Source organism: Streptomyces mutomycini, from assembly GCF_001700505.1.
GTDB classification, from domain to species: Bacteria; Actinomycetota; Actinomycetes; order Streptomycetales; family Streptomycetaceae; genus Streptomyces; species Streptomyces mutomycini.
The window spans coordinates 77261-100253 of the sequence record NZ_MAPV01000031.1 but is presented as its reverse complement, the minus strand read 5'-3'; the positions used below and the strand labels follow the sequence as shown (position 1 = coordinate 100253).

The following is a 22993-nucleotide window of genomic DNA, read 5'->3' as shown; positions in this document are numbered from 1 at the left end:
GCGGACCCGTGAGTGGTGCTCGTGCAACTGCTGCAGAACCACCCCTGTCGCCGGGTCAGCCGGTTCAGCTGAGGTCTGTGCTGGGTCGGCGACGCCAGTCCCATTCGGGGTGACGGTTTATCAGCGTGAGGAACTCGCCGGCCCGGAGGATCTCGTAGTGGTTGGTGTCGAGCAGTCCGTCGACACCGGGCAGGACGTCGCGGAGAAGGGCCCGCGCCGCGTCCATGGACTGGCACGACACGTAGACCGCGTACGGTTCACCGATCCGGCTCGTCACCTGCTCGAGCTCTTCGGGTTCGTAGTCCGCCAGGATTCCACCCGAGAGGTCGATGCAGTACGAGTACCCGTGCCGGTGCAGCCTTTCGTCGCCCGTGAAGAGGTCCGGAGTGAGCCCGAAGGAACGGATCTGCCTCTCAAGACACGGGCGCCGGTCCGCGGCGACGAGAATGATCACAGATGGCCAGGACACGCAACACCTCCTCGGCAAGCTTAGTGGTCGGCTCCTGATGTTCTTCGGGGGTTGGCGTAGGGACAGGCTTGCGCGAAGTGCCGTTTGCCGATGCGCAGTTGGACGTGGTCCACGGCACCGTGTCCGCAGACGGGCCGCATGCGGTCGGCGGTGCTGGCGCCCTGGGAACGTCAGCGGTCGGCGACGTTGTCGCCCTGTCGGCCGTCCGAGCCGCGGCTCCACTCGGTGGGTGGGGGGCAGCCCCGGGCCGATGCGTCCCGTGGAGGGTGAGACCGTAGGTTGATATCCGTAGCTGCTCGGGGGCGCTCAGACCTGCCTCCGGTGACGCGGAAGAAAAGTCGAAGAAAGTTTGTCGCCGGATGTCGAGGGCCCGGTGCCCGCTCCGACTGAGGGGTGACAGCGCGCCGACGGGGCACGCAGAACCGGGAGGACACCGGAGATGAAGTACATCGCGATGATCTACGGCAACCAGGAGAAGTGGGACTCATTCCCGGCCGAGGCGTGGCCCGAGGCCATCGCCAAGCAGGAGGCGTTCAACAAGAAGTACCGCGAGAGTGGGGAGCTCCTGGGGGCCTACGGCCTGGCGGACGCGGTCAACGCCAAGCTGGTGCGCCGCGAGGACGGGGCTCCGGCGGTCACAGACGGGCCGTATCTGGAGACCAAGGAGTACATCGCCAGCTTCTACCTGTTCGACTGCGAAAGCCAGGAGCGTGCACAGCAGATCGCGGCGGACATGCCGTTCGCCTCCGAGAGCCCGGTCGAGCTGTGGCCGGTCCTGCACGAGTCTGCGGACGTGTGAGCGTGCAACGTTGCGTCGAGGACCTGCTGCGCGAGCTGGCGCCGCAGGTCCTCGGCGCGCTGGTCCGCCGCCACGGCGCCTTCGACGCGTGCGAGGACGCCGTGCAGGAGGCACTGCTCGCGGCCGCCCTCCAGTGGCCCGCAGAGGGAACGCCGGACAATCCCCGGGGATGGCTGGTCACCGTCGCCTCCCGCAAGCTGGTGGACCACGTGCGCAGTGAGCAGGCCCGCCGGCGCCGTGAGGACCGGATCGCCCTGGCGACCCCGCAGGCAGAGCTGCTGAGCCACGCCGCCGACGCCGAACCGGCCGCAGACCGGGATGACTCCCTCGCGCTGCTCTTCCTGTGCTGCCACCCGGCGCTGTCCCCGTCGAGCCGCATCGCGCTGACCCTGCGCGCGGTCGGCGGCCTGACCACCACTCAGATCGCTGCGGCGTTCCTGGTTCCCGAGCCGACCATGGCCCAGCGCATCAGCCGGGCCAAACAGACCATCAAATCCTCCGCAGCGCCACTGAGCATGCCGGACGCGGCGGACCGCGCCGAACGCCTGCAGGCAGTGCTGCACGTGCTGTATCTGATCTTCAACGAGGGCTACGCCACGACGGACCGCAGCGACCTGACCGCGCCGGCACTGTCCACCGAGTCGATCCGTCTCACCCGCTGGCTGCATCGTCTGCTGCCCGACGACCGCGAAACGGCCGGGCTGCTCGCGCTGATGCTGCTCACCGACGCGCGTCGGCCGGCCCGCACCGGGCCCGGCGGAGACCTGGTGCCGCTGGCCGAGCAGGATCGCGGCCGGTGGGACCGACAGCTCATCGCCGAGGGTATCGCCCTGCTCACCGAGACCCTGCCCCAAGGACAGGTCGGCCCATACCAGCTGCAGGCGGCTATCGCCGCCGTCCATGACGAGGCCGAGCACGTGGAGGCCACGGACTGGCCGCAGATCCTCGCGCTGTACGGACTCCTGGAGCAGGCCGCGCCGAATCCGATCGTCACCCTCAACCGCGCGGTAGCCGTCGCCATGGTGCACGGGGCGGCCGCCGGACTGGAACTGCTCGCCGCCCTGGAACGTGACAAGAAGATGGCAGGCCACCACCGTCTGCTTGCCACCCGCGCTCATCTCCTGGAGTTGCTCGGCGACCACACCGCGGCCGCGGAGGGCTACCGCGACGCCGCCCGACGCGCCGTCGGAGCAACGGAGCGACGCCACCTCACCGCCCGCGCCATGCGCCTCACCTCAGTGCAGAACTGATCACGCCCGTGTATCGGCCGACCCTTCCCGTGCTCGTGACCCGCGCCGTGCCTGTCGCCCTGACGGCCTGCGAGCGCCACCGGCCTGAGTTGAGCGGCAGCGGCGTCCGGCCTGCCCATCGGACGCCGCTACCGCGGCCCGGGTGAGGCTGCGTACTCACGGAGTGCCTGGCGGGCAACGTCCGTCCGGAAGTCAGCTGATGTCCCCACCGTGCCGAGGCTTCGGAGCGCCGGGTGGTACGAAGCACGCGGTGACGGTCTTGCCCGACGCCTGCGGATGTGTGGCCCAGCCGTCGGCGAGCGCGTCGACGATGGCCAGGCCGCGCCCCCCGGTCGTCGTGAGGTCTTCGGGCCGCTTGGCCGGGGGCACGGGGTCGGAGTCGTGGACACTCACGTGCAGGCAGTGGCTGTCCCAGGTGAGAACCAGTTGGGCGTCGCTGTGCGCGTGCACGTGCGCGTTGGTGATCAGCTCGGAGACACTGAGCAGTATCGCGTCAACCATTTCGGGGGCGTCCTCGGTCCACTCCAGGGACGCCAGGTGCTCCCGCGTCCACCGACGGCCCGCCCGCACCCCTTGTGCCACCGGAAACGATTGCGCCCATCCCATCGCACGCAGCGACGTGTCCTTCGCCATCGGCCCTCCCTCACTCCGCTGTACTCACCTCCTACCCCCGGCTTCGAGGCACACCCCCGGCACCCACGTCGGCCGGTGTCCCGCAGCAATCAGCACTCAGCCAGTGGGCGGGTGGTCCGGGAAGGGGACGGCATACCCCGGGTCGCGGTTCGCGGTGATGCGGGCGTGGCGAAGGAGCTCCCGGATGATGCCCGCGTTTCCCATGGCCCAGCCGGTTGCGGGGGCAAGATCACTGGGCGTCTCGCGGTGTTCGAAGTTCGACCAACGGACGCCGTCGCCGTCGGTCGTCGCGCGGGCCGCGAGGTCGGCGACGAGGACGTCGGCGAAGTCTCTCCCGTCGCCGTGTTCAACTTGGCGGTCGCAGGCGAGGGCGAGGACGCCGGCGGTGCCGCAGCAGCGGCCGTTGTTGTCCCAGAAGCCGGGGCGGATCCGTCGTGGGACGCCGGAATTGACGACAGTGCGCCAACAGCGTTCGACGAGGGCGGGCCAGGCCGGGTCGTCGGCCAGGACGTGGCTCAGCAGGCGGAACACCTGGGCGTCGCCGGCGGTGCCGTGGCACCAGCCGTAGTTGTGGCGTTCGATCTTCTCGTGTTGCTGCTGCGGGTCGGAGTGCGGTACGAGGAAGCCGTCCGGGCGTGCCTCGTTGCGGGAGACGACATCGGCGGCTCCTGCCGAGGCTAGGTCCACGAGGTCGGGACGGTCGGCGGCCCGGCCCACTGCGGCGAGCGCGTGGACGATGCCGAGGGTGCCGTGCGCCATGTGGTGCAAGCGCGGGACGGCACCGGCCCGGATCTCCCAGTGAACGCCGGCGGCGGTGGGTTCGGCAGTGCGCGCGTAGCGGTCGACGGCCCGTTGGGCCAGATCGAGATCGCCGCACTCCAACGCGGCGAGAGCGATGCCGGCGTTGCCGGCGAGGAGTTCGTAGTAGTCGTTCCACCCTGCGCCGTCGAAACGGGACCGCAGGACGTCCAGAGCATGGTCTGCCGACGCCCCCGCCGCGGTGTCGCCAAGCACGCGGTGCACCCCCCGCAGCGCGACGGCCATCCCGGCCACCCCCGTGTACAGACCGCTGTCCTCCCAGTTGTCGACCGCTTCAGCGACGCTGCGTGCACCACGCAAGGCCGCGTCCGCGTAGCGGTCATCGCCGAAGTACCGCCATGCGTCGAGGAGGGCCGGCAGCACTCCCGAAGTCCCCCTGTACACATCTGGTGTGGTGTGCTCGACGGCGGGGGTTTCTGACCAGGCCAAACCGTTGTCGGTGCCTCGGGCAGCCTTCAGCAGCCACTGAAGAGCTCCGACGGCAAGCGACTCCGCGTCATGCGGCGCACTACTGATCATCGTCCTGGCGTTCCACCATCGTCTGGCCGCCCGAGACCCGGATCGAGCGATTTTCCGGTTCAGAAACAAGCACTGCGGTCCTCCCCATGGTGTGCTGATCACGAGCTGCTCGTGATCAGGACCCGATCATCCTGGCATGCCCCCGCCATCACCGTCCTACTCACGACAGCCTCGTCGGGCGATGCCCGTTGGCCCCTTCACACCACCGGCCCGGGGACCGGGCCGGACACATGCAGCTGGGCCGGAGCTGCGAAAGCGACCGACTCGCCCTGTCCGGAGGGAAACAGCCCCGGCCAATACCAGGGGCTGATTCTTGTCGCAGTGGGGACGCTGGTCGGCACATGGCTGGGGCGCCGGAGATCGCACCGTTCGACGATGCTGCTCGGCGCCGCGTCCGGGGTGCTGCCGGCGGTGGCCGGCGCCGGCAGACCCTGCGCGAGCTGACCTACGACGGCTACGCGCCGTGAGGCCAAGGGCAGCAAGGGCGGACGGCGCCCCGCCGTCCCGGCCGCGAAGACCGGCACCGCCCGCACCGCGTACCTGGAGAGCGACTCCTACGCGCGCCGGTGCAACTCATGGAGTCGCTCCGGACCGACTGTGACAGAGAGTGTCCGATGGCCGGTTGAGTGAGCTCTTCGTCCGGGCGGATGCGTGCAGGAACGCGGTGTCGCGGGTGGCCATCGCCTCCAGCAGGCCAGTGCCGCGCTGCTGGAGCAGGCGCACGGTGAGCGCGGGTATCACGCCCAGGACGACAGCCGCCAGGAGGACGGCGAAGAGGACGCTCCCCCACCACGGACCGCCGATGACGCCGGGCAGGATCGCGGCCAGCAGGGCCACTGGGAAGATCGTCATCTGTCCGCCCGTTGGATCGCCCGCCTGCTGCCCCGGGTGGATGCGATCGCGGGCGTCGGTGCCGACGGCCGGCATCACGAGCGCGAGCAGCGGTGCCCCGGCGCAGCCCGCCGCAGCCGCGGTGATGGCACCGCCGACGGCGGCACCTCCCAAGGGGGAACCGGTCGCGGCCCACAGCACGGCCGCAAGCGCGATGGACGGCAGGCCGAACATCAGCGCCCACGCCACCATCCGCCCGCGCACGTCGGCCTTGATTGCGCCCGGTGTGGTGAGGAGCTGCCACAGGGCCGTGCCGTCCAAGGCGTAGGTGTTGATCGCGATCATCGCGCCGAACACGGCTGCTGCGGGGCCCGCCAGGGGCAGCGCCCAGCTCCAGTCGGTGGAGGCGATGATGAGCGCCATCAGGAGCGGTGTCAGCCAGGCGCTGCGCAGCTCAACGCCGCGGGCCGGGTCACGCAGCCAGGTGACCAGCTCTCGCGAGACGACCGCGGCCACCTGCGGCGTCGTGAACGGCAAGGACAACCCACGTCCCGGTACGGCGGGCCGCCGCGAACTCGCCCGGCGAGGCGGCCGGCGCAGGGCGCGAACCGTCAGCGCGATCCAGCACAGCTGCAACAGGGCGCCCAAGGTCAGCAGTGCCGCCAGTGGCAGCAGGACCGGTCCCGCCCCGGCGCCGTCGCGGGCGGCGAGTGCCGCGCCGTACCCCCAACCGGTGGGCGATGCGGCGAGCACGTCGGTCATCGGCTCGGGCAGTCGCCCGGCCGTGGGGGTGACCAGGGCTATGTCCCCCTCGCCGGGACGAGGCAGCAACCAGGCCGCGACTGGTACCCATCCGGCGAAGGACAGCGCGAGCATGATCGCGGTCTGTACGGCGGCCAGCGTCATCCCGGCCCGGGTCTGCAGCAGCCAGGCCACCAGTGCCGCCACCGTCTTGCCCGCCCAGACGAGCAGATACAGCTGGGCCGCCACCGCGGCCATGGCGGCCGCCACCGCCGTCGTGCCACCCGGCGCGGCGAGCACCACCAGCGACGACAGGCACGCCAGCGTGATCAGCGGGCCGATGGCCAGCAGTTCGGTCCACGACAGCGCCCGCGCCAGCCGCCACGACCGCAGCGGACAACCGCGCAACCACTCGCGGGAAATGACTGACGGATCATGGCGAGGCTGGGCCAGCGGCCCGAACAGCCACATGCCACCCCACACCGTGAGCGCCACGGCGATCCAGTCCTCGTGGATCACGCCATGGGCCGTCAGGGACGCGCCCGAGATCACCAGGGCGGCCAGGATCAGTCCGGTGACCAGGCAGAAGACGCGCTCGTTGTGCGGGCCGTTGCGGAACAGACCCAGCTTGAGCGCGAACAAGGCGCGGGTCACGCCAGCCACTCCAGCGGCCGCACGGGTTCGGCGCCCACCAGCTCGACGAACCGCTCGTTCAGCGTCGAGCCCGCGGCCACCTGCTCCACCGGCCCCTCGACCAGCACCCGGCCATCGACCACCACTGCCACCCGGCGGCAATTGCGCTCGACGAAGTCCATCATGTGGCTCGACAGGACCACCGTGCCGCCGGCGTCGACGTACTGTCTGAGCACCTGCTCGATGGAGTGGGCCGAGACCGGGTCGATCGCCTCGAACGGCTCGTCCAGTACGAGGACCCGGGGCCGGTGCAGCAGCGCCAGCGCAAGATTGATCTTCTTGCGCATGCCTGTGGAGTACTCCACGATCAGCGTGTGGGGAACCGCGTCGAGTCCGAGGATCTCCAGCAGGTCGCCCGCCCGCGCCCGCCAGCCGCCTTCCAGACCGCGTAGCCCCGCGCTGTAGCGCAGGACCTCGCCGGCGGTCAGCCGTTCGGGCAAGGACAGCCCGTCCATCATGACGCCGAGCTGCGCGAGCGCGGCCTCCCGCGCGGTGCGCAGATCATGACCGGCGACCCTGACCGTGCCCGCAGTCGGACGGCGCAGCCCGCACATGGCCGTCAGGACGGTGGTCTTGCCAGCGCCGTTGGGGCCCACGACGCCGTAGAACATTCCCGGCGGAATGCTCAGGCTGAGCCGGTCGACGGCGAGCACGGCGCCGAAGCGCTGAGTCAGGTCCGCCACCTCGATGGCGGGAACACAGGGATTCTGCAACAGACTTCCTCACTCGGCCGTGTGTGTGAGGATCGCGTCGGCCAGCTCCTGGTGGGTCTCCAGCGGCAGCGTGTGCCCCATGCCCGCCACGGTCATCAGCCGCGCCCCCGGGATCTGCTCGGCGATGATCGCGCCGTGCCCCGGTTTGACCGGCTCGTGGCTGCCTTCGATGACCAGCGTGGGCGCCTGCACCCGGTGCAGCGCGTCCACCGGCTCAAAGTCGGGGCCGGCCCCTGCGGCCAGCCGGTGGTTGGCCGTCGCGGACAGGTCGCGAGCCCGGCCGTAGACGCGTTCCTGCAGTCGGCGCGCCGCGTCCTCGTCGAAAGGCAGCCCGGTGCCGTGCAGCACGCGCTGCTCGGCGATCATGCTGTCGATCAGCGCGCGGCGGTCCTGGGCGGGCGGGGCGGCCATCAGCGCGCGGAAGAATTCCACGAACTCCGGCTTCGGCTCCGGCAGGCTGCCCTCGGGCTGGGACTGGCCCATCAGGGCCCGCAGGAGCACCTGGCCCTCGCCGCCACCGAGCGGCGAGGAGGCGATGACGGTCAGCGACCGTACCCGCTCCGGCACCTCCACGGCGATGAGCTGGCCGAGCAGCCCACCCGCCGAGTGACCAATCAGGTGGGCGCTGTCCAGGCCGTGGGCCGCAAGCACGCGGTAGACGTCGTTCTTGATGTCGTCCCAGGTGTACGGATCGGTCGCGAAGTCGACGGTGCCCGACATGCCGGTGTCACGGTGGTCGTACCGGATCACCCGGCGGCCTCCGGCGGTCAGGCGGCCGACGAACTCGTCCGGCCACAGGATGCCCTGCGACATCGAACCCATGATCAACAGGATCGGCGCGTCCGTCTCGGCACCGAATTCCTCACTCCAGAGGGTGACTTTTTGCATGCCTCAAAGCATGTCGTCCGCGACTACGGGCGCCTTCCGTAGAACTACCAGCCGCGCCAGACCCGTACGGGAGCCGATGCCCAGCTTCGGATAGATCTTGTACAGGTGGTACTCGACCGTACGCGGGCTCAGGAAGAGCTGGGCGGCGATCTCCTTGCTCGACAACCCATCGGCGACCAAGCCGGCGATGCGCAGTTCCTGCGGGGTCAGCGCGTCGAGCACACTGGGGGGCGGGGCGCCGGCGTTCTCGCCCGCCGCCCGCAACTCCTCCTGCGCGCGCCGCGCCCACGGCCTGGCACCGGCCTGCTCGAAAATCTCCCACGCCATCCGCAGATGCGCTCGCGCCTGACCTGGCCGCTGTGCGCGGCGCAGACGCTCACCCAGCAACAGGGCCGTCCTGGCCGCCTCGAACGGGTTGGTGTGCAGCCGCAGCGCCTCACCGAAAGCCTCCTCAGCCGATTCGGCCAGGCCTCGGCAGCGTGCCAGCAGCGCGCGCGACTCGGACGTCGCGGCGTGCTCGGTCGATCGCTCGTAGGCCGAAAGCGCCACTCGGGCACCGGCCTCATCGCCCGCACCTACAGCGGCCTCCACCCGGTCCGGCATGGTCCGCCAGACCACGGTCGGATGCCCCGCGCCCGGCCCGGCCGCCTCGATCGCCCTGAAGCGGTCGTGCGCCGTGGCGTAGCGGCCCAGGCACAGGTCAAGCATCGCCAACGCGTACGCGGCCACCCCCGCATGCAGTCCCACGCGGTGCGGCAGCGCGATGGCCAGCGCCTCGCGGGCCTGCTGTTCGCAGGGCTCCTCCTCGCCCCGCAGAGCCGCCAGCACCGCCAGATTGGCCAGGTGCGCGGCAACCGTGTTCCCGTACCCGGCCTCCCGTGCGAGCGCCAGGCCCTCCTCGGAGACGGCCTGGCTGCGCGCGAGCCGCCCGGCGAGGCGATCGGCGGTCGCTACGAACTCCAGCACGACGGGCAACTGCCCGGTCATCCCCGACACCCTGGCCACTCGTCCGGCCCGCTCGGCCATCTCAGTCGCCACATCCGCCTCGCCCAGAGCGCTGGCCGCGGCCGCCGCCCACAGGTAGCCCGCCGCATCTTCCAGCTCGGCGGCCCTCGCCAGTGCCCGTCGCAGCAGGCCCGGCCCGGCAGCGTCACCGTTCAGAGTCAGCCCGATTCCGGCCACCGTGTCCCTCAGGAATCCCTCGGGGTGCGCCGCCGCCCGTCGGCCGAGCTCGACGACGGCCTCCGTGTCACCGACGAACGAGGCCGCCTCCACAGCGTCGGCCAGCATGTCCAGGCTGTCTCCCGCCACCAGGATCCGCACGGCCTCGGCGGCATTGCCCGAGTTCAACTCGAACCGGCCCCGGAGCTGGGCGATCTCCATCGCGAGCGAGCTGTCCCTGCCGACCCCTTCGCGTGCCTCGGCCAACAGCGATTCGGCCTGTCCCGGCCGGCCGGCGAGCCAGGCCGCCACGGCGGCGTCCTTCAGCCGGACCGCGCGGGCGCGCGGCTCGGGAGTCAGCTCGGCTGCCCTGGCCAGGGCGGTAGCGGCAGCGCCGTACCCGCCGCGGTCGCGAGCCCGCTCGGCGACCTCCACCAGCGCGACGGCGACCGGCTCGGCCTGGCCCAGGGCGGCTTTGGCCAGGTGCCAGGCCCTACGATCGCCGGCGGTCAGCTCCGCCAGGACGGCGTGCACGCGGCGGACCTCGGCGGCAGCGGCCGCCTCGTGGATCGCGGATCGCATGAGCGGGTGACGGAAACGCATGCCAGTACCCGACACCTCGGCCAGCCCGCTCTCCTCCAGCTCGGCGAAGGCCGCTGCCCCCGCCCCCACCGCCAGCCGCTCGGCGGCAAGCAGGACCACCTCGACATCGGTCTCGACAGCGGCGAGCAGGGCGACCAGCCGGGCGTGGGCCGACAACCCGGTCACCCGGTCGCCGAAAAGCCGGGCACCACCGGGCAGCGGGTCGGGCAGCGGTTCGCAGCCGGATAGTTGCGCGGGCGTCAGCCGGGCGGCAATCTCATTCAGGGCCAGGGGGTTCGCCCCGGTCAGCGTGATGAGTTCCCGTCTCACCGGGGCGGCCAGCAGCCCGTGCCGGGACTCCAACAACGCGGCCGCGGCATCCTCGGGCAGGCCGCGCACGCCCACCGTCGACGACACGCCCTTGACAGGAGCGTCGCCGCGGACGGCGAACAACATCGCGATCCGTTCGGTACCCAGACGCCTGGCGGCGAACAGCAGCGCATCGGCCGAAGCCCGGTCGACCCATTGGAAATCGTCGACCACGCAGATCAGGCCCTCCGGGCCGGCGGCCTCGACCAGCAACGACAGCACGCCGGCGCCCAGTAGGAAGCGGTCGCCTGCGCCGCCGACGGCCTGCCCCAGGGCCGCTCGCACGGCATCGCGCTGCGGCCCGGGCAGCGCGACGAGCGACCCGGCCACCGGCCACAGCAGTTGGTGCAGCGCCGCGAACGCCAGGTCGGACTCGGACTCGAAGCCGCCGGTCCGCAGCACCTTCATCGCCTCGCCCCGCGCGGCTACTGCGTCGAGCAGGGCGGTCTTGCCCGCACCGGCCTCACCCCGGAGCACCACCGCCCCGCCGCAGCCATGGTGGGCCTGTGCGATCACCTCGTCGAGCGCGCTGATTTCCGCAGATCTTCCGTAAAGCACAGGAGCCCACTGTAAGGGAGGCGGCCGGAGTACGGCACTCACCGGGACAGGGCTGCCAGGAGAACCGCACTCTGCTCGGACAGACCGCCTTCCAGCGGGGCGGAGGGCCCTGGCCGAGCGTCTGATGCGGGTGTGAGCACTGGCGGTTCGGAAAGCGTCGCCGAGAATGATCGCGGTCCGGCTCACCAGACGGGCTTGCCGCTGGAACAGCCGTGAACGCGATCGCATCAGTCACAAGGCGGTGATCGCGCCGGCGACCACCCCGCATCGGCGTCCGATCAGGCAGCAACAGCTCGATCCTCGCCCACTGGGCATCAGCCAACGACGCACCCAGACCAACGATCAGATGATTGGAAGAAACGCCAAGGCCGCTTCTTCTGATCGTCTCGCTACACATCCGCGAACCAGGAGCGGCCCTGGGCCCAATGGGTCACCCACCCCGCGAAACCGGGCGAGCCCGGCATCAGGGAGGTGCCCGGTCGGGTGCCGAAGGGAATCGCACCGTTCTCGTCGATCAGCCAGATGTGACCGCGCTGCGGGCCGGTGACGATCAGGTGCCAGTACATGCCGCAGCCGTCGGTGCCCAGCAACAGTGAGCCGTGGCCGAACACAGAGTCCATCCGGGTCTCGAACTCTTGCCCCGGCAGTGCCTCTTCGGCCTCCTCTTCTTCCTCCCACAGCCATGCCGCTGTGAGCGGAAAAGGCTCGGCAAGCAGGCGCTCGGGGCGGTCCGAGCCCCAGTCCGAGGGCGTTATCGCGAGGGGCAGCAGACCGTAGTAGGGCGGTCCGGCGCGCAGCCCGTCGCAGATCTCCGCCACGAACGTGCGGTACGGCTCCGGGAGCACGACGCCGTGCTCGGCTTCGAAGGACCGCACCGCCTCCCAACCGGCCGGCGGCACCGCATCGGGACGGGACGCGAAGATCTCGCGGAGGGCGGCCAACTCGGCTGGGTCACAGAATTCCGTGTTCATGCCGGTCATCATGCAAGATCCGAAAAAGACGGCCCAGTGCCGCACCGGCTGGTCGAGGGCATGACGGTGGCTCTGCCCGCCCCGGTTCCCGTGGTGACGGCGTGACCGTGCACTCCCAGGGGCTGGGTCGCTTTGGGGGCACTCGTGCCGGAGTGGACGCACCGGCTGCTGCTCGCCGTCGTCGCGGGCGGGCTGTTGCGGAACGCGGGCACCGCCCCGACCCCGGCCCGGCGTCGGCACCTGGCCGGGGCGCTGCCGACAGCGCCCGTGCTCCTCGCGGCCGACTCGCTCGGCTGCCGTCACCGTTGCGGCTTGTTGGTCCTGCGCTAACCCCGCCTGCCGTTCCGGCCGCGCGCCGTTGACTTGCGGGTCCGTGACCCGATGCGATGCTGGAATGGTCACCCCACTCGGGGGCTGCGCGGCACGCCCCTCAGCCGCTGCCGCGCCCTTGCGCCCGCGCCTCGGCCGAAGCCGAGTGGCGCGGCCGCAGCCACTCTCTTCACCGGAAGGGCAGAACCATGGCCCAAGCTGCTCGAGTGCGTCGCGATACGACGAGGATGACAGATTCCTGGGACCCCCAGCTTCTCTGGTACGCGCGAGCGGTACGGCGGATGCGGGACAGGCCGGAACCGGAGCCGAACAGCTGGCTCTGGCAGGCCAACATCCACGGCGAGAAAGCGGAAAACCCCGGCCCCAACCCGGAATGGAACAACTGTCCGCACGGTGGCTGGTTCTTCCTGCCCTGGCACCGCGCCTACATCCTCTGCTTCGAGGAGATCGTGCGCGATGTCATCCAGAACGAGCTGGACGGACCCGACGACTGGGCACTGCCGTACTGGAACTACACTCGGGTGACGAACGGCGACCCGGACAGCCCGGAATCCCTGGAATGCCGTCGCCTGCCGAGCGCCTTCCGCAGCCCGGGCTGGCCCGACGACGACGGCGACAACCCGCTGTTCCTCGCGGAACCCGATCGCAGCCCGGGTGCCGCCCTGGGAGCACCCATCGGGTGGACCGAGACCAACCCGTACAGGGCCATGCAGGCCCCGCGCTTCACGGGCGTGACGCAGTTCGGCAGCGAGTACACCGACAGCGAGCTCCTGCACGGCAACGGGCAGTCCGGACTGCTGGAAGGGCAGCCGCACAACCTCATCCACGGTTACGTGGGAGGAGTGATGTCGCAGTTCTTCTCACCCCGTGACCCCATCTTCTGGCTGCACCACGCCAACATCGACCGTCTCTGGGCCGCTTGGATCGCGAGCAACTCCGAGCACACGAACCCGACGGACGCGGACTGGCTCGGCTTCACCCACACCTTCCGCAACCCGCAGGGCGACAAGGTCGGGCTCAAGTCCGAAGACCTTCAGTCCGAGAATGTGCTCGGGTACGTCTACGAGTCGCTGACGGACGGAGTCGGGCTGAAGCCGCCCGAGCGGTTGGTCGCCATACTGGCGGCCGGCGTCGAGCCCCCGCCGCAGCAGGTGGCGGCCACCTCGGGCCCGACCGACCTGGGCCCGGACGCGCTCACTGTCCCACTGACCCCCGAGCCCGGTGCCCGCGCCGGGGCCCTGCCGGAGGCCGCCTCACCGCAGACGCCGAACCGCGCCATCCTCACGATGGACGACGTACGCGCCGACGCACCACCCCAGACGAACTACCGGGTCTTCGTCGGCGCCCGCCCCGACCACGAGGAGGACCTCGACCCGGAGGGCCCGTACTTCATCGGCCACGTTCACTTCTTCGGCGCGGTCGGCGCCAGCACCCACCATCACGGTGGTGGAGGGCTCACCTTCAGGTTCGACATCACCGAGCACCTCACCGAGCTGCGCCAGCTGGGCGTGTGGGACGGCGAAGGCGTTCCGCCAGTCATGGTGACACCGGCTCCGCTCGGCCCGCCGCCGCCCGGCGCCGGGGAGGAGACACTCGCTCTCGCGGCCGTGCCGACGCCGCCGCCCGGCTCGCGTCCCCGCATCGGCAGCATCGCCCTGAGCACCACCTGACCGAGACACGGAGGCCGGAATGGACGCTGCACACCTGGCCGGAACCTACACCTACCGGAGCTTCCTCAACCGGCCGGAACCGGTGGACGACTTCAACCGGCTGCGGTTCGCCCAGCTGGAGCTGAGGCTGTCGGTGGAGCCCGACGGGGCGATCAGCGGAGCGTTGGTCTTCTCCGACGCACCCGACGACTTCCTCGCGATGGACATCACCGGGAAGGCCGCGAACGCATCACTCGTGCACTTCACGCTGACCGGCAAAGGACAGCCGGACACGCCCATCTCGGACTTCCACTACGAGTACGACGGCATCATCCTCCCGCACTGGCAGACGGGGGTGAACCAGCAGCAGACCCTTGCCGGGACCGTGTTGCGCGCGGCGGATCACGGCAGCGGTCCCGACCTGGCAGCCGCCGGCCAGACAGCCAGCTTTCTCGCGGTCAAGCGGGGCGGCTGATCCCGCGCGCATGGTCCCGCCGGCGGACGAAAGGATGCGTCGTCGGCACCCCGCCGTGACAGGGGGAGTTGGTCGGGGCGGAAGGCGGGGCCGACCCCGCGAAGCCTCGCTTCACATGCGCAACTCCGCCCACCGGCGCAGAATAAGAAGCATGGAACTTCTCCTGCCCGCCTGAACACACGGCTCCCGCACCGAGCCCCCGGCGCAGGGGACTCGGTGGCTTTCCTCGAACAGCCCTCTGAGAAGGAGGGATCCCCATGCGCCCCGTCTGTGACATCCTCCCGCCGAAAATCCTCGAAAAGCTGGCCGAGGCGGACCAACCCGACGTCCGCGAGGCCGCCCGGGAAACGCTCGCCGTCGCTGCCGACTTCCGGCAGAACCGGATCGACACGCCGAGCCTGACGACACCAGCCCGGCCCACACAGTTCGTTCTGACGCGGACGGTCTACGACACCGACAACAGCATGGCCTTGCCCGGCAACGAGGTCAGGGGCGAAGGCGATGCCCCCACGCTGGACGGCACTGTCAACCGTGCCTACGAAAGCCTTGGTCTCACCTTCACGTTCTTCCGACACGTCTACGGGCGCCACTCCATCGACGACGCCAACCTGCCGCTGGATGCGACGGTCCACTATCGTCGCCGGTTCAACAACGCCCTCTGGGACGGCAGTCAGATGATCTTCGGGGACGGTGACGGTCGCATTTTCAACGACTTCACCCTCACCCACGACATCGTCAGCCACGAACTCTTTCACGGGGTCACGCAGTACACCGCCGGCTTCGTCTACCAGGACGAGTCGGGCGCACTCAACGAGTCGGTCTCGGATGTCTTCGGCGCGCTCGTGAAGCAGTACGCGCGGCAGCAGACGGCCGGCCAGGCCGACTGGCTGATCGGGGCGGGCCTGTTCACCCCGGCGGTGCATGGCCAGGCCCTGCGTTCCATGAAGGACCCCGGCTCGGCGTTCGACGACCCGATGCTGGGCGGCAAGGACTCCCAGCCGAACCATATGAGCGGCTATATCCGCACCGCGCTCGACAACGGTGGCGTTCACGACAACTCCGGCATCCCCAACCGCGCCTTCCACCTGACCGCGACCGCCATCGGCGGCTTCGCCTGGGAGAAGGCGGGACGCATCTGGTACGAGACGATGATCTCCGGGCAGCTCTCCGAGAACTGCACCTTCCGCGAATTTGCGGATGCCACGGCGAACACAGCGAAGCAGCTCTACAACTCGGGGAGTGAGCTGACCGCGGTGGAAGACGCGTGGCGGACCGTCGGCGTCCTGTGAGCCCCACGCCATGCGCATCCGGCTGATCAGAAGCGGAGGCATGCTCGGCGTGCCCCACCGGGCCGAGGTGGACACGTCCAGCCGGTCCGACGGTGCGGAGCTGGAACGACTCGCCCACCAGCTCCTCGCCGAGCCGGACAACCGGCCCCCGGCGGCCGGTCCGGGCCCGCCCGACGCATACCACTACACGCTGACCGTGGACGGCCGTCCCCCGCATGAGTTCACCGACCCCGGACTGACGGAGATGGAACTCCAGTTGGTCGAGCGGCTTCTCGGGGAGGGCTACTGAGTCAGGCAGCCCCTTTCATGGGGAGTCCAGGGACGCCGAGCGACCGGCTCGCGTCGCGTGCGTCGCACCACAGGCCGAGGGCGATTCGTTCGGCGACCGGCCGGCCAGTACACCCGACCACCGGCCCGTGGCCGGCCACGCACCCACCGTCGACGGCGCGGACCCCGTTCTCGTCAGCCGGGTCTGCCGTAGCGGGTGGCTGACAACTCGCAAGTGTGGCGGGCGGTCCGCCCGGTCGGCGCCGGCTCCTTGGCCCTCACACATATGGCCGGAGCGCCTCCCGGGACCCCTCCCCCGGTCAAGTCTCGAATGCATGGCGACTTTGCGTGACGCTCAACTCCCTAGTGTGTCAACTCTATTGACACTGACGTTTCAAAGGTTTTACGTTCCGTGACACGTGAGAGCGCTCTCAGATTGCTCTCTGTCCCCCACGTGACGAGGTGCAGCCCATGCAAGCCTCCCTCTCCAGACCCGCAGCGGCGACGATCCTGGCCATCGCCCTGGCCGCCGTGGGTCTGGGACCTGCCGCGTCCCCGGCGGCAGCCGCCACCGTCCCCGCAGGTTCCGGCAGTTACACCGACAGTCGGCCCGCCGGCACCTCCGGCCCCACCACCAACACCGGCGCCCCCGTCACGCCCAAGGTCACGGCGTCGGCGAAGGGCAAGCCTGTCCCCACCAACGACTGGTGGTCCTCTCTCGCCTACCAGCGGTACGGCGACAACCCGTACTCCACCCCGATGTACGGACACCCGCTGACCTACCAGGCGACCTCCGGCGGACTGGAGGTCGGCTACCCGACCACGCCCGCGGTCGTCGGGGAGGGGCGCCAGTACGAGTACGCCCACAAGGCCGACCTCACCGTCGGCCTCAGCGGGCTGAACTCGCCGGACACGAAGGCCGACGACTGGTCCGACTGGACGGTCACCCCCTACTGGTCGGACGGCACCCGCACCCTGCGCACGACCATCGGGCACGGCATGCCCTTCGTGTACGCCAAGGGCTCCGGCGGTGACGCCCGGATCACCACGGCCGGCACCCCCACCGTCTTCGCGGACAACGGCAACGTCCTCGGCGTCACGGTCGCCGGCCACCACTACGCCCTCTTCGCCCCGACCGGCAGCGACTGGGCCGTCTCCGGCTCCACGATCACCGCGGGCCTCGGGGGCAAGGACTACTTCTCACTCGCCGTGCTGCCGTCCACGGACGCGCTGGCGACCTACCGGAAGTACGCCTTCAGTTTCGTCACCGGATCCAAGGTGGCCTGGGAGTCCACCGGCGGCACGGTCAAGGCCACGTACAGCCTGACCACGGAGGCCAAGGAGGGCACCGAACGCGGCACGCTCCAGGCGCTGTACCGCCACCAGTGGCTCCACACCTCCGACGCGCTCACGCCGTACACGTACGTCTCTCCGCGCGGCACCATGAAGGTGCGGGAGTCCGCGTCCTTCACCACCAGCCAGAAGAACCAGGGCGTGCTGCCCGCGCTGCCCGCGGCCGGCGGGGTCGACAAGGCGCGGCTGACGGGCTACCTGAACGAGGTGGCGAACGCCTCCGACCCGTTCTCGGGCGCCACTGACACGTACTGGACAGGCAAGGCGCTCGGCCGCCTCGCACAACTGGTGCCCGTCGCCGACCAGATCGGCCAGCCGGGAATCCGGGACAAGCTGCTCGGCCTGATGAAGGGCCGCCTCCAGGAGTGGTTCACGGCGGGCGGTGCGGCCGAGTTCAGCTACGACAAGGACTGGAAGACGCTCACCGGCTACCCGGCCTCGTACGGCAGCGACACCGAGCTCAACGACCACCACTTCCACTACAGCTACTACGTGTACGCGGCGGCGATCGTCGCCCAGTACGACCAGGCGTGGGCCGCGGACTCCGCCTGGGGTGCCATGGTCAAGACCCTGGTGCGGGACGCGGCCAACCCGAGCCGCACGGACACCGCGTACCCGTTCCTGCGCGGCTTCGACGTGTACGCGGGACACAGTTGGGCCTCCGGCCACCAGGGTTTCGCGGCGGGCAACAACCAGGAGTCCTCCTCGGAGTCCATCAACCTCAGCGCGGGCCTCGTCCTGTGGGGCGCGGCGACGGGTGACACCGGGCTGCGCGACCTCGGCAGCTACCTGCTGACCACCGAGTCGGAAGCGATCACGCAGTACTGGTTCGACGCCGACCAGCAGGTCTTCCCGGGCTCGTTCGGGCACGACACGGTCGGCATGGTGTGGGGCAGCGGCGGCGCGTACTCCACCTGGTGGACCGCGAACCCGGAGGAGATCCACGGCATCAACGTCCTCCCCGTGACCGGTGGTTCGCTCCACCTGGCCCGTGAGAAGGCGGCCGTCAAGCGGAACATCGCCGAGATGGAGCGGGAGAACGGCGGGCCGGCCGTCGAATGGCGCGACCTCCTGTGGCAGTTCGAGTCGCTGGCCGACCCTGCGGCGGCGAAGGCCAAGTGGGACGCGGGCAACGCGGGTTACACCCCTGAGCAGGGTGAGTCCAAGGCACACACGTATCACTGGATCACCACGCTGGACAGCCTGGGCGCCCCGGACATGACGGTCAGCGGGAACATCCCGACCTCCGCGGTCTTCACCAAGAACGGCGTCCGGACGTACAGCGCCCACAATCACGGATCCACCGCACGCACCGTCACCTTCTCCGACGGCGCGACGCTCTCCGTACCCGCCCGCTCGACGGCCACCGGCACGGGTACCGGCGGCGGCGACCCGGATCCGGACCCCGAGGAGCCGGGTCCGTCCACGGGCAACACCTTCCGGCTGAAGTCCGGCGGCACCCTCACCACCGCCACGGACGGCGCGGCCGGAGCCGACACGCTGGCCTCGGCCGACGGCGTCAACCGGGACGGCACGCCGTACAGACCGACGGTCTACGAGATCAAGAAGGTCGACGGAACGCTCGCGGCGGGCACGTCCACCGCCTTCCGTCTACGGGTCGACGCGGGCACGAAGGTGGGCCTCGCCCCGCAGGTCAGGGTCAGCTACGACCTCACCGGCGACGGTACCTTCGACCGCACCGAGACCTTCCGCTACTTCGCGACCGACCCGGTCACGGGGTGGGAGGAATACACCCAGGCCGCGGGCACCGCAGCGGTGACCGGAAGCCTGGGCGACCTCAAGGGCGGCACCGTCCGTCTGGAGATCTGGAACGCGCTGGGCAACGGCACCTCCCAGGTGCAGACCGGCACGGACGCGGCGGTCGTGAAGATCCCGTACGTCTAGACGTCTCCGTGTGCGGCGGGTCCCGGGCCTCTCAGGCCGGGGCCCGCCGCATCTGTCATGACCCTGGCGGAATGCCCGATCCACCTCCACAATGCAAATGGGAGCGCTCCCATGTCCGAGGCGCCCCCGCCTCCATGCCCCGCATCTGTCGACGAAAGGCCTTCCCGGTGAATGCCTCACCACTCCCCGCACGGCCCATGCGCGTCCGCCCCCGGCACGGGAGACGCGTGTTCGGGATGTCAGCCGCAGCCTTGCTGTTCGCCGCGGCGCTGGCGGTGCCCGGCACAGCCGGTGCCCTGGAAGCCGAACCCGGCCCCGAGCAGATCTCCAACGGCGACTTCGCCGCCGGCACCGCCCCCTGGTGGTGGACGGCGAACGCGCCGTCAGCCGTGTCGGACGGCCGACTGTGCGCCGAGGTCCCCGCCGGCACATCCAACGCCTGGGACGTCATCGTCGGCCAGAACGACGTCCCGATCGTCGCGGGCGAGAGCTACGAGTTGTCCTACACGGCCCGTTCGGCCGTGCCCCTGACCGTCCAGACCAGGGTTCAGGAGGCGGTCGACCCGTACACGGCGGTGCTCGCCACCGCTGATCCGGTCGGTACGGAGGCCACACAGGTCACACGTACATTCACGGCCTCCGTGGACCTCCCGGCCGCGTCGGTGCAACTGCAGATCGGCGGCGGTGAGCGGGCGACGACCTTCTGTCTGGACGACGTGTCGCTGCGGGGCGGGGCCGAACCGCCCGTCTACGTACCGGACACCGGCTCGCCCGTCCGCGTCAACCAGGTCGGGTACCTGCCTCACGGCCCCAAGAACGGCACCGTGGTCACCGATGCCGACGCGCCGCTGACCTGGACGGTGAAGGCCTCCGGCGGCTCGACCGCCGCAACCGGTAAGACCGTTCCGCGGGGCGAGGACCCCAGCTCGCTCCAGCGGGTCCACACCTTCGACTTCAGCGGCCTCACCACGGCGGGCGACGGCTACACCGTGGAGGTCGACGGCGAGGTCAGCGAGCCGTTCTCGGTCCGCGGCGACCTGTACGACGGGCTGCGCTCCGACGCGCTGGCGTACTTCTACCACAACCGCAGCGGCACCCCCATCGAGGCGGACCTCGTCGGCGAGGAGTACGCGCGCCCGGCCGGCCACATCGGTGTCGCGCCCAACAAGGGCGACACGGACGTCCCCTGCCAGCCAGGGGTCTGTGACTACCGGCTGGACGTGTCGGGCGGCTGGTACGACGCGGGCGACCACGGCAAGTACGTGGTCAACGGCGGTATCTCGGTGGCCCAGCTGATGTCCACGTACGAGCGCACACTGACCGCCCCGGACGCCGAGTCGGCGGAGCTCGGCGATGGTGAGCTGCGGGTACCCGAGCGCGACAACGGGGTGCCGGACATCCTGGACGAGGCGCGCTGGGAGATGGACTTCCTGATCAAGATGCAGGTCCCGGCCGGCCGGCCGCTGGCAGGGATGGCGCACCACAAGATGCATGACGCCGAGTGGACCGGGCTGCCGTTGAAACCGCATCTCGATCCCCAGCAGCGCGAGTTGCACCCTCCTTCGACGGCAGCCACGCTGAACCTCGCCGCCTCGGCCGCCCAGTGCGCCCGGCTCTACGCCCCCTTCGACGAGGACTTCGCGGAGCGCTGCCTGCGGGCCGCGGAGACCGCGTGGGCCGCGGCGAAGCAGCACCCGGACGTGATCGCCGATCCGAACGACGGCACCGGCGGCGGCGCGTACAGCGACAACGACGTCTCGGACGAGTTCTACTGGGCGGCGGCCGAGCTGTTCACCACGACGGGCAAGGACACCTACCGCCAGGCGGTGCTCTCCTCCGGCCTGCACGGTGACACGGATGCGGTCTTCCCGGCGGGCGGTGGCATCTCATGGGGCTCCACCGGCGGACTCGGCGTGCTCACTCTGGCGACCGTGCCGAACGGTCTGACATCGGCGCAGCTCGGTGAGGTCCGCTCCGTCGTGACCACGGCCGCCGACCGCTACGCCACGCAGTCCCGCGCGCAGGCGTACGGGCTCCCGTACGCCCCCAAGGACGAGGACTACGTCTGGGGGTCCAACAGCCAGGTCCTGAACAACATGATCGTGCTGGCCACGGCGCACGACCTGACCGGCGAAGCCGCCTACCAGGACGCCGTACTGCGGGGCGCCGACTACCTGCTCGGCCGCAACCCCCTCAACCAGTCGTACGTCACCGGCTACGGCGAGCGGGACTCCCACAACCAGCACCATCGCTTCTGGGCACATCAGAACGATGCCGCTCTGCCGAACCCGGCCCCCGGTTCGGTGGCGGGAGGGCCCAACCTCACGGCGGCCGCCTCCGGAGATCCGGTCGCGGTGGAAAAGCTGAGCGGCTGCGCCCCGGCCATGTGCTACATCGACGACATCGGCTCCTGGGCGACGAACGAGATCACCATCAACTGGAACGCGCCACTCGCCTTCATCGCCTCCTACCTGGACGACGCGGGCGAGGGTGGACAGGCGGCCCCGGCCCGTACGTGCAAGGTCACGTACTCCTCGCACCCGTGGAACAGCGGCTCGACGGTGACGGTCCGCGTCGAGAACACGGGCTCGGAGCCGGTCTCGCCATGGTCGCTGACCTGGCTGCTGTCCGGCGAGCAGCGACTGAGCCACACCTGGAGCGCAGAGTTCGACCAGTCCGGCCGCACGGTCAGCGCCGGGCCGCTGTCGTGGAACCGAACCCTGACCCCGGGGTCGGCGGTCGACTTCGGCTTCAACACGTCCGCCGCGGGTCCGGCGCCGGATCCGGGATCGTTCAAGCTGAACGGCCGGGCCTGCAAGTCGGGCTGATTGCTACGCAGGTGCGCTACGAGCCTGGGGGCGGCCATCCTTCGCGGGATGCCGCTCCCGGGCCGGTAACGGGCGCGGTTGTGCGGTACACCTCGGCGCCGGGTCCACGACGCCTCGGGCCCGACGGTCACCCCCTCTACCCGCAGACGGAGCTCGCGCCGTTCGCTCGCCCGGCCCCCGCCACCTGAAAGTCCTTTCTCTTGGTGGGTGGGTACCGGGCATCATGGTCGTGGACAGAAATCCATGCCCAAGAGGACGTGTGAGGAGGGTGTTTGGAGGCGTGCGGACGACCTTGACGGAAATGTGGCAGCGGCGTTGGCCCGACTGCCCGCCCATTGGGTACAAGCTCCGCGATCCGTACCGGGATGTCTGGGTGCGCTTCCACAGCCTGCCGGAGTCGAAGCGGTACGCAGAGGACGAGAGCGAGTACGCCGTCCTCCTGGGGCGGTACAACACGGTCCTCGATGAGTTGTTCGCCGGTGGGGACGTGTACGTGATCACATCGGTCTGGACGACCGAAGCCGAGGTTCCACCGTTCCAGCCTGACGCCGGCTACTGGCAGAGCCTGGTTGTGGAGGACGATCCTGATCCGGAGTTCCGAACCTACTGCCATCTCTTCGCCGCCCGCCGGCCCTGGCGACATGGCTGCCTCGACGAGCTGCTCCGTGACATCGCTGACGACAAGGCGGCGGGAGTCTTCGTCACCGACACTCGGATGCGGCGCATTCACTATCCCTATGACGGGGGCGCCGACGTCTTCCTCCCCACACCTGAGGAACGGGACCGGACCCGCGACCGGCATTCCCACTGGCTTTCCGGCAGCCCGTCGGGTCTATGACGGATCAAGACAACCACCCTGCCCAATTTCCAGGCTCGGAAAGTCAGCCGACGGAAGCACAAC

19 protein-coding genes are annotated in these 22993 nt (G+C 70.1%); 11 read left to right on the top strand and 8 right to left on the bottom strand.

The window, feature by feature from the left end; all coding sequences use genetic code 11:
* Window positions 1-64: 64 nt before the first annotated feature.
* Window positions 65-469 carry a hypothetical protein gene (locus BFF76_RS04880; RefSeq protein ID WP_065847349.1) on the bottom strand — a complete coding sequence of 135 codons (405 nt, stop codon included), beginning with the start codon at window positions 467-469 and terminating at the stop codon, window positions 65-67.
* Window positions 470-908: 439 nt separating this feature from the next.
* Here BFF76_RS04880 and BFF76_RS04875 point away from each other — a divergent pair, with 439 nt between their 5' ends.
* A complete protein-coding gene (locus tag BFF76_RS04875) occupies window positions 909-1268 on the top strand; it encodes a YciI family protein (protein ID WP_031093913.1) in 360 nt (119 codons plus the stop codon).
* A complete protein-coding gene (locus BFF76_RS04870) occupies window positions 1265-2518 on the top strand; it encodes an RNA polymerase sigma factor (RefSeq protein ID WP_065847347.1) in 1254 nt (417 codons plus the stop codon). Before BFF76_RS04875 ends, BFF76_RS04870 begins: the two co-directional genes overlap by 4 nt.
* Window positions 2519-2710: 192 nt before the next feature.
* Here the strand turns inward: BFF76_RS04870 and BFF76_RS04865 are convergent, their stop codons facing one another.
* Window positions 2711-3151 (bottom strand): ATP-binding protein, encoded by a 441-nt coding sequence (locus tag BFF76_RS04865; RefSeq protein WP_031093916.1) that lies wholly within the window; start codon window positions 3149-3151, stop codon window positions 2711-2713.
* A gap of 96 nt (window positions 3152-3247) precedes the next feature.
* Window positions 3248-4489, bottom strand: a complete 1242-nt coding sequence (locus tag BFF76_RS04860) for a lanthionine synthetase LanC family protein (RefSeq protein ID WP_275935656.1) — start codon at window positions 4487-4489, stop codon at window positions 3248-3250.
* Window positions 4490-4830: 341 nt separating this feature from the next.
* Between BFF76_RS04860 and BFF76_RS34385 the strand changes: the two genes are divergently transcribed.
* The gene (locus BFF76_RS34385; protein WP_275935655.1) at window positions 4831-4956 is read left to right on the top strand and encodes a hypothetical protein; all 126 of its coding nucleotides are present in this window, start codon (window positions 4831-4833) and stop codon (window positions 4954-4956) included.
* A 106-nt stretch (window positions 4957-5062) separates the two neighbouring features.
* On the opposite strand, the gene BFF76_RS04855 is transcribed toward BFF76_RS34385, so the two are convergent.
* The 5 genes from BFF76_RS04855 to BFF76_RS04835 form a co-directional block, all read right to left on the bottom strand.
* Entirely contained in the window at window positions 5063-6715 is a 1653-nt protein-coding gene (locus BFF76_RS04855; RefSeq protein ID WP_065847345.1) for a hypothetical protein, read from the bottom strand.
* Window positions 6712-7467: an ABC transporter ATP-binding protein gene (locus BFF76_RS04850; protein WP_079122314.1), complete on the bottom strand. Its 756-nt coding sequence runs from the start codon at window positions 7465-7467 to the stop codon at window positions 6712-6714. Before BFF76_RS04850 ends, BFF76_RS04855 begins: the two co-directional genes overlap by 4 nt.
* A 9-nt stretch (window positions 7468-7476) precedes the next feature.
* Window positions 7477-8355 (bottom strand): alpha/beta fold hydrolase, encoded by an 879-nt coding sequence (locus BFF76_RS04845; protein WP_065847342.1) that lies wholly within the window; start codon window positions 8353-8355, stop codon window positions 7477-7479.
* A gap of 3 nt (window positions 8356-8358) precedes the next feature.
* Window positions 8359-11025 (bottom strand): helix-turn-helix transcriptional regulator, encoded by a 2667-nt coding sequence (locus BFF76_RS04840; RefSeq protein WP_065847340.1) that lies wholly within the window; start codon window positions 11023-11025, stop codon window positions 8359-8361.
* A gap of 389 nt (window positions 11026-11414) precedes the next feature.
* Window positions 11415-12008: an SMI1/KNR4 family protein gene (locus BFF76_RS04835; protein WP_065847338.1), complete on the bottom strand. Its 594-nt coding sequence runs from the start codon at window positions 12006-12008 to the stop codon at window positions 11415-11417.
* A gap of 120 nt (window positions 12009-12128) precedes the next feature.
* Between BFF76_RS04835 and BFF76_RS04830 the strand changes: the two genes are divergently transcribed.
* The 8 genes from BFF76_RS04830 (at window position 12129) to BFF76_RS04795 (ending at window position 22930) form a co-directional block, all read left to right on the top strand.
* Window positions 12129-12326 (top strand): hypothetical protein, encoded by a 198-nt coding sequence (locus tag BFF76_RS04830; RefSeq protein WP_065847336.1) that lies wholly within the window; start codon window positions 12129-12131, stop codon window positions 12324-12326.
* A gap of 227 nt (window positions 12327-12553) precedes the next feature.
* Entirely contained in the window at window positions 12554-13996 is a 1443-nt protein-coding gene (locus BFF76_RS04825; protein WP_167359470.1) for a tyrosinase family protein, read from the top strand.
* Window positions 13997-14015: 19 nt separating this feature from the next.
* Entirely contained in the window at window positions 14016-14450 is a 435-nt protein-coding gene (locus BFF76_RS04820; RefSeq protein WP_065847332.1) for a hypothetical protein, read from the top strand.
* 257 nt (window positions 14451-14707) lie between these two features.
* Window positions 14708-15739 carry a M4 family metallopeptidase gene (locus BFF76_RS04815; protein ID WP_065847330.1) on the top strand — a complete coding sequence of 344 codons (1032 nt, stop codon included), beginning with the start codon at window positions 14708-14710 and terminating at the stop codon, window positions 15737-15739.
* A gap of 10 nt (window positions 15740-15749) precedes the next feature.
* Complete coding sequence (locus tag BFF76_RS04810) at window positions 15750-16028, top strand: protealysin inhibitor emfourin (protein WP_065847328.1); 279 nt, start codon at window positions 15750-15752, stop codon at window positions 16026-16028.
* Window positions 16029-16477: 449 nt separating this feature from the next.
* A complete protein-coding gene (locus BFF76_RS04805) occupies window positions 16478-19264 on the top strand; it encodes a glycosyl hydrolase (protein ID WP_065847326.1) in 2787 nt (928 codons plus the stop codon).
* Window positions 19265-19500: 236 nt separating this feature from the next.
* Window positions 19501-22092: a glycoside hydrolase family 9 protein gene (locus BFF76_RS04800; RefSeq protein ID WP_065847378.1), complete on the top strand. Its 2592-nt coding sequence runs from the start codon at window positions 19501-19503 to the stop codon at window positions 22090-22092.
* Window positions 22093-22351: 259 nt separating this feature from the next.
* Window positions 22352-22930, top strand: a complete 579-nt coding sequence (locus BFF76_RS04795) for a DUF3885 domain-containing protein (RefSeq protein ID WP_244167222.1) — start codon at window positions 22352-22354, stop codon at window positions 22928-22930.
* Window positions 22931-22993: the final 63 nt, after the last annotated feature.

What these genes read in the sequence shown, in the direction of transcription:
- BFF76_RS04800 (WP_065847378.1), top strand. Translation starts at nt 19,501, where the DNA reads ATGTCAGCCGCAGCCTTGCTGTTCGCCGCGGCGCTGGCGGTGCCCGGC.
- BFF76_RS04805 (WP_065847326.1), top strand. Translation starts at nt 16,478, where the DNA reads ATGCAAGCCTCCCTCTCCAGACCCGCAGCGGCGACGATCCTGGCCATC.
- BFF76_RS04815 (WP_065847330.1), top strand. Translation starts at nt 14,708, where the DNA reads ATGCGCCCCGTCTGTGACATCCTCCCGCCGAAAATCCTCGAAAAGCTG.
- BFF76_RS04875 (WP_031093913.1), top strand. Translation starts at nt 909, where the DNA reads ATGAAGTACATCGCGATGATCTACGGCAACCAGGAGAAGTGGGACTCA.
- BFF76_RS04820 (WP_065847332.1), top strand. Translation starts at nt 14,016, where the DNA reads ATGGACGCTGCACACCTGGCCGGAACCTACACCTACCGGAGCTTCCTC.
- BFF76_RS04845 (WP_065847342.1), bottom strand. Translation starts at nt 8,355, where the DNA reads ATGCAAAAAGTCACCCTCTGGAGTGAGGAATTCGGTGCCGAGACGGAC.
- BFF76_RS04810 (WP_065847328.1), top strand. Translation starts at nt 15,750, where the DNA reads ATGCGCATCCGGCTGATCAGAAGCGGAGGCATGCTCGGCGTGCCCCAC.
- BFF76_RS04860 (WP_275935656.1), bottom strand. Translation starts at nt 4,489, where the DNA reads ATGATCAGTAGTGCGCCGCATGACGCGGAGTCGCTTGCCGTCGGAGCT.
- BFF76_RS04865 (WP_031093916.1), bottom strand. Translation starts at nt 3,151, where the DNA reads ATGGCGAAGGACACGTCGCTGCGTGCGATGGGATGGGCGCAATCGTTT.
- BFF76_RS34385 (WP_275935655.1), top strand. Translation starts at nt 4,831, where the DNA reads ATGGCTGGGGCGCCGGAGATCGCACCGTTCGACGATGCTGCTCGGCGC.
- BFF76_RS04835 (WP_065847338.1), bottom strand. Translation starts at nt 12,008, where the DNA reads ATGATGACCGGCATGAACACGGAATTCTGTGACCCAGCCGAGTTGGCC.
- BFF76_RS04825 (WP_167359470.1), top strand. Translation starts at nt 12,554, where the DNA reads ATGACAGATTCCTGGGACCCCCAGCTTCTCTGGTACGCGCGAGCGGTA.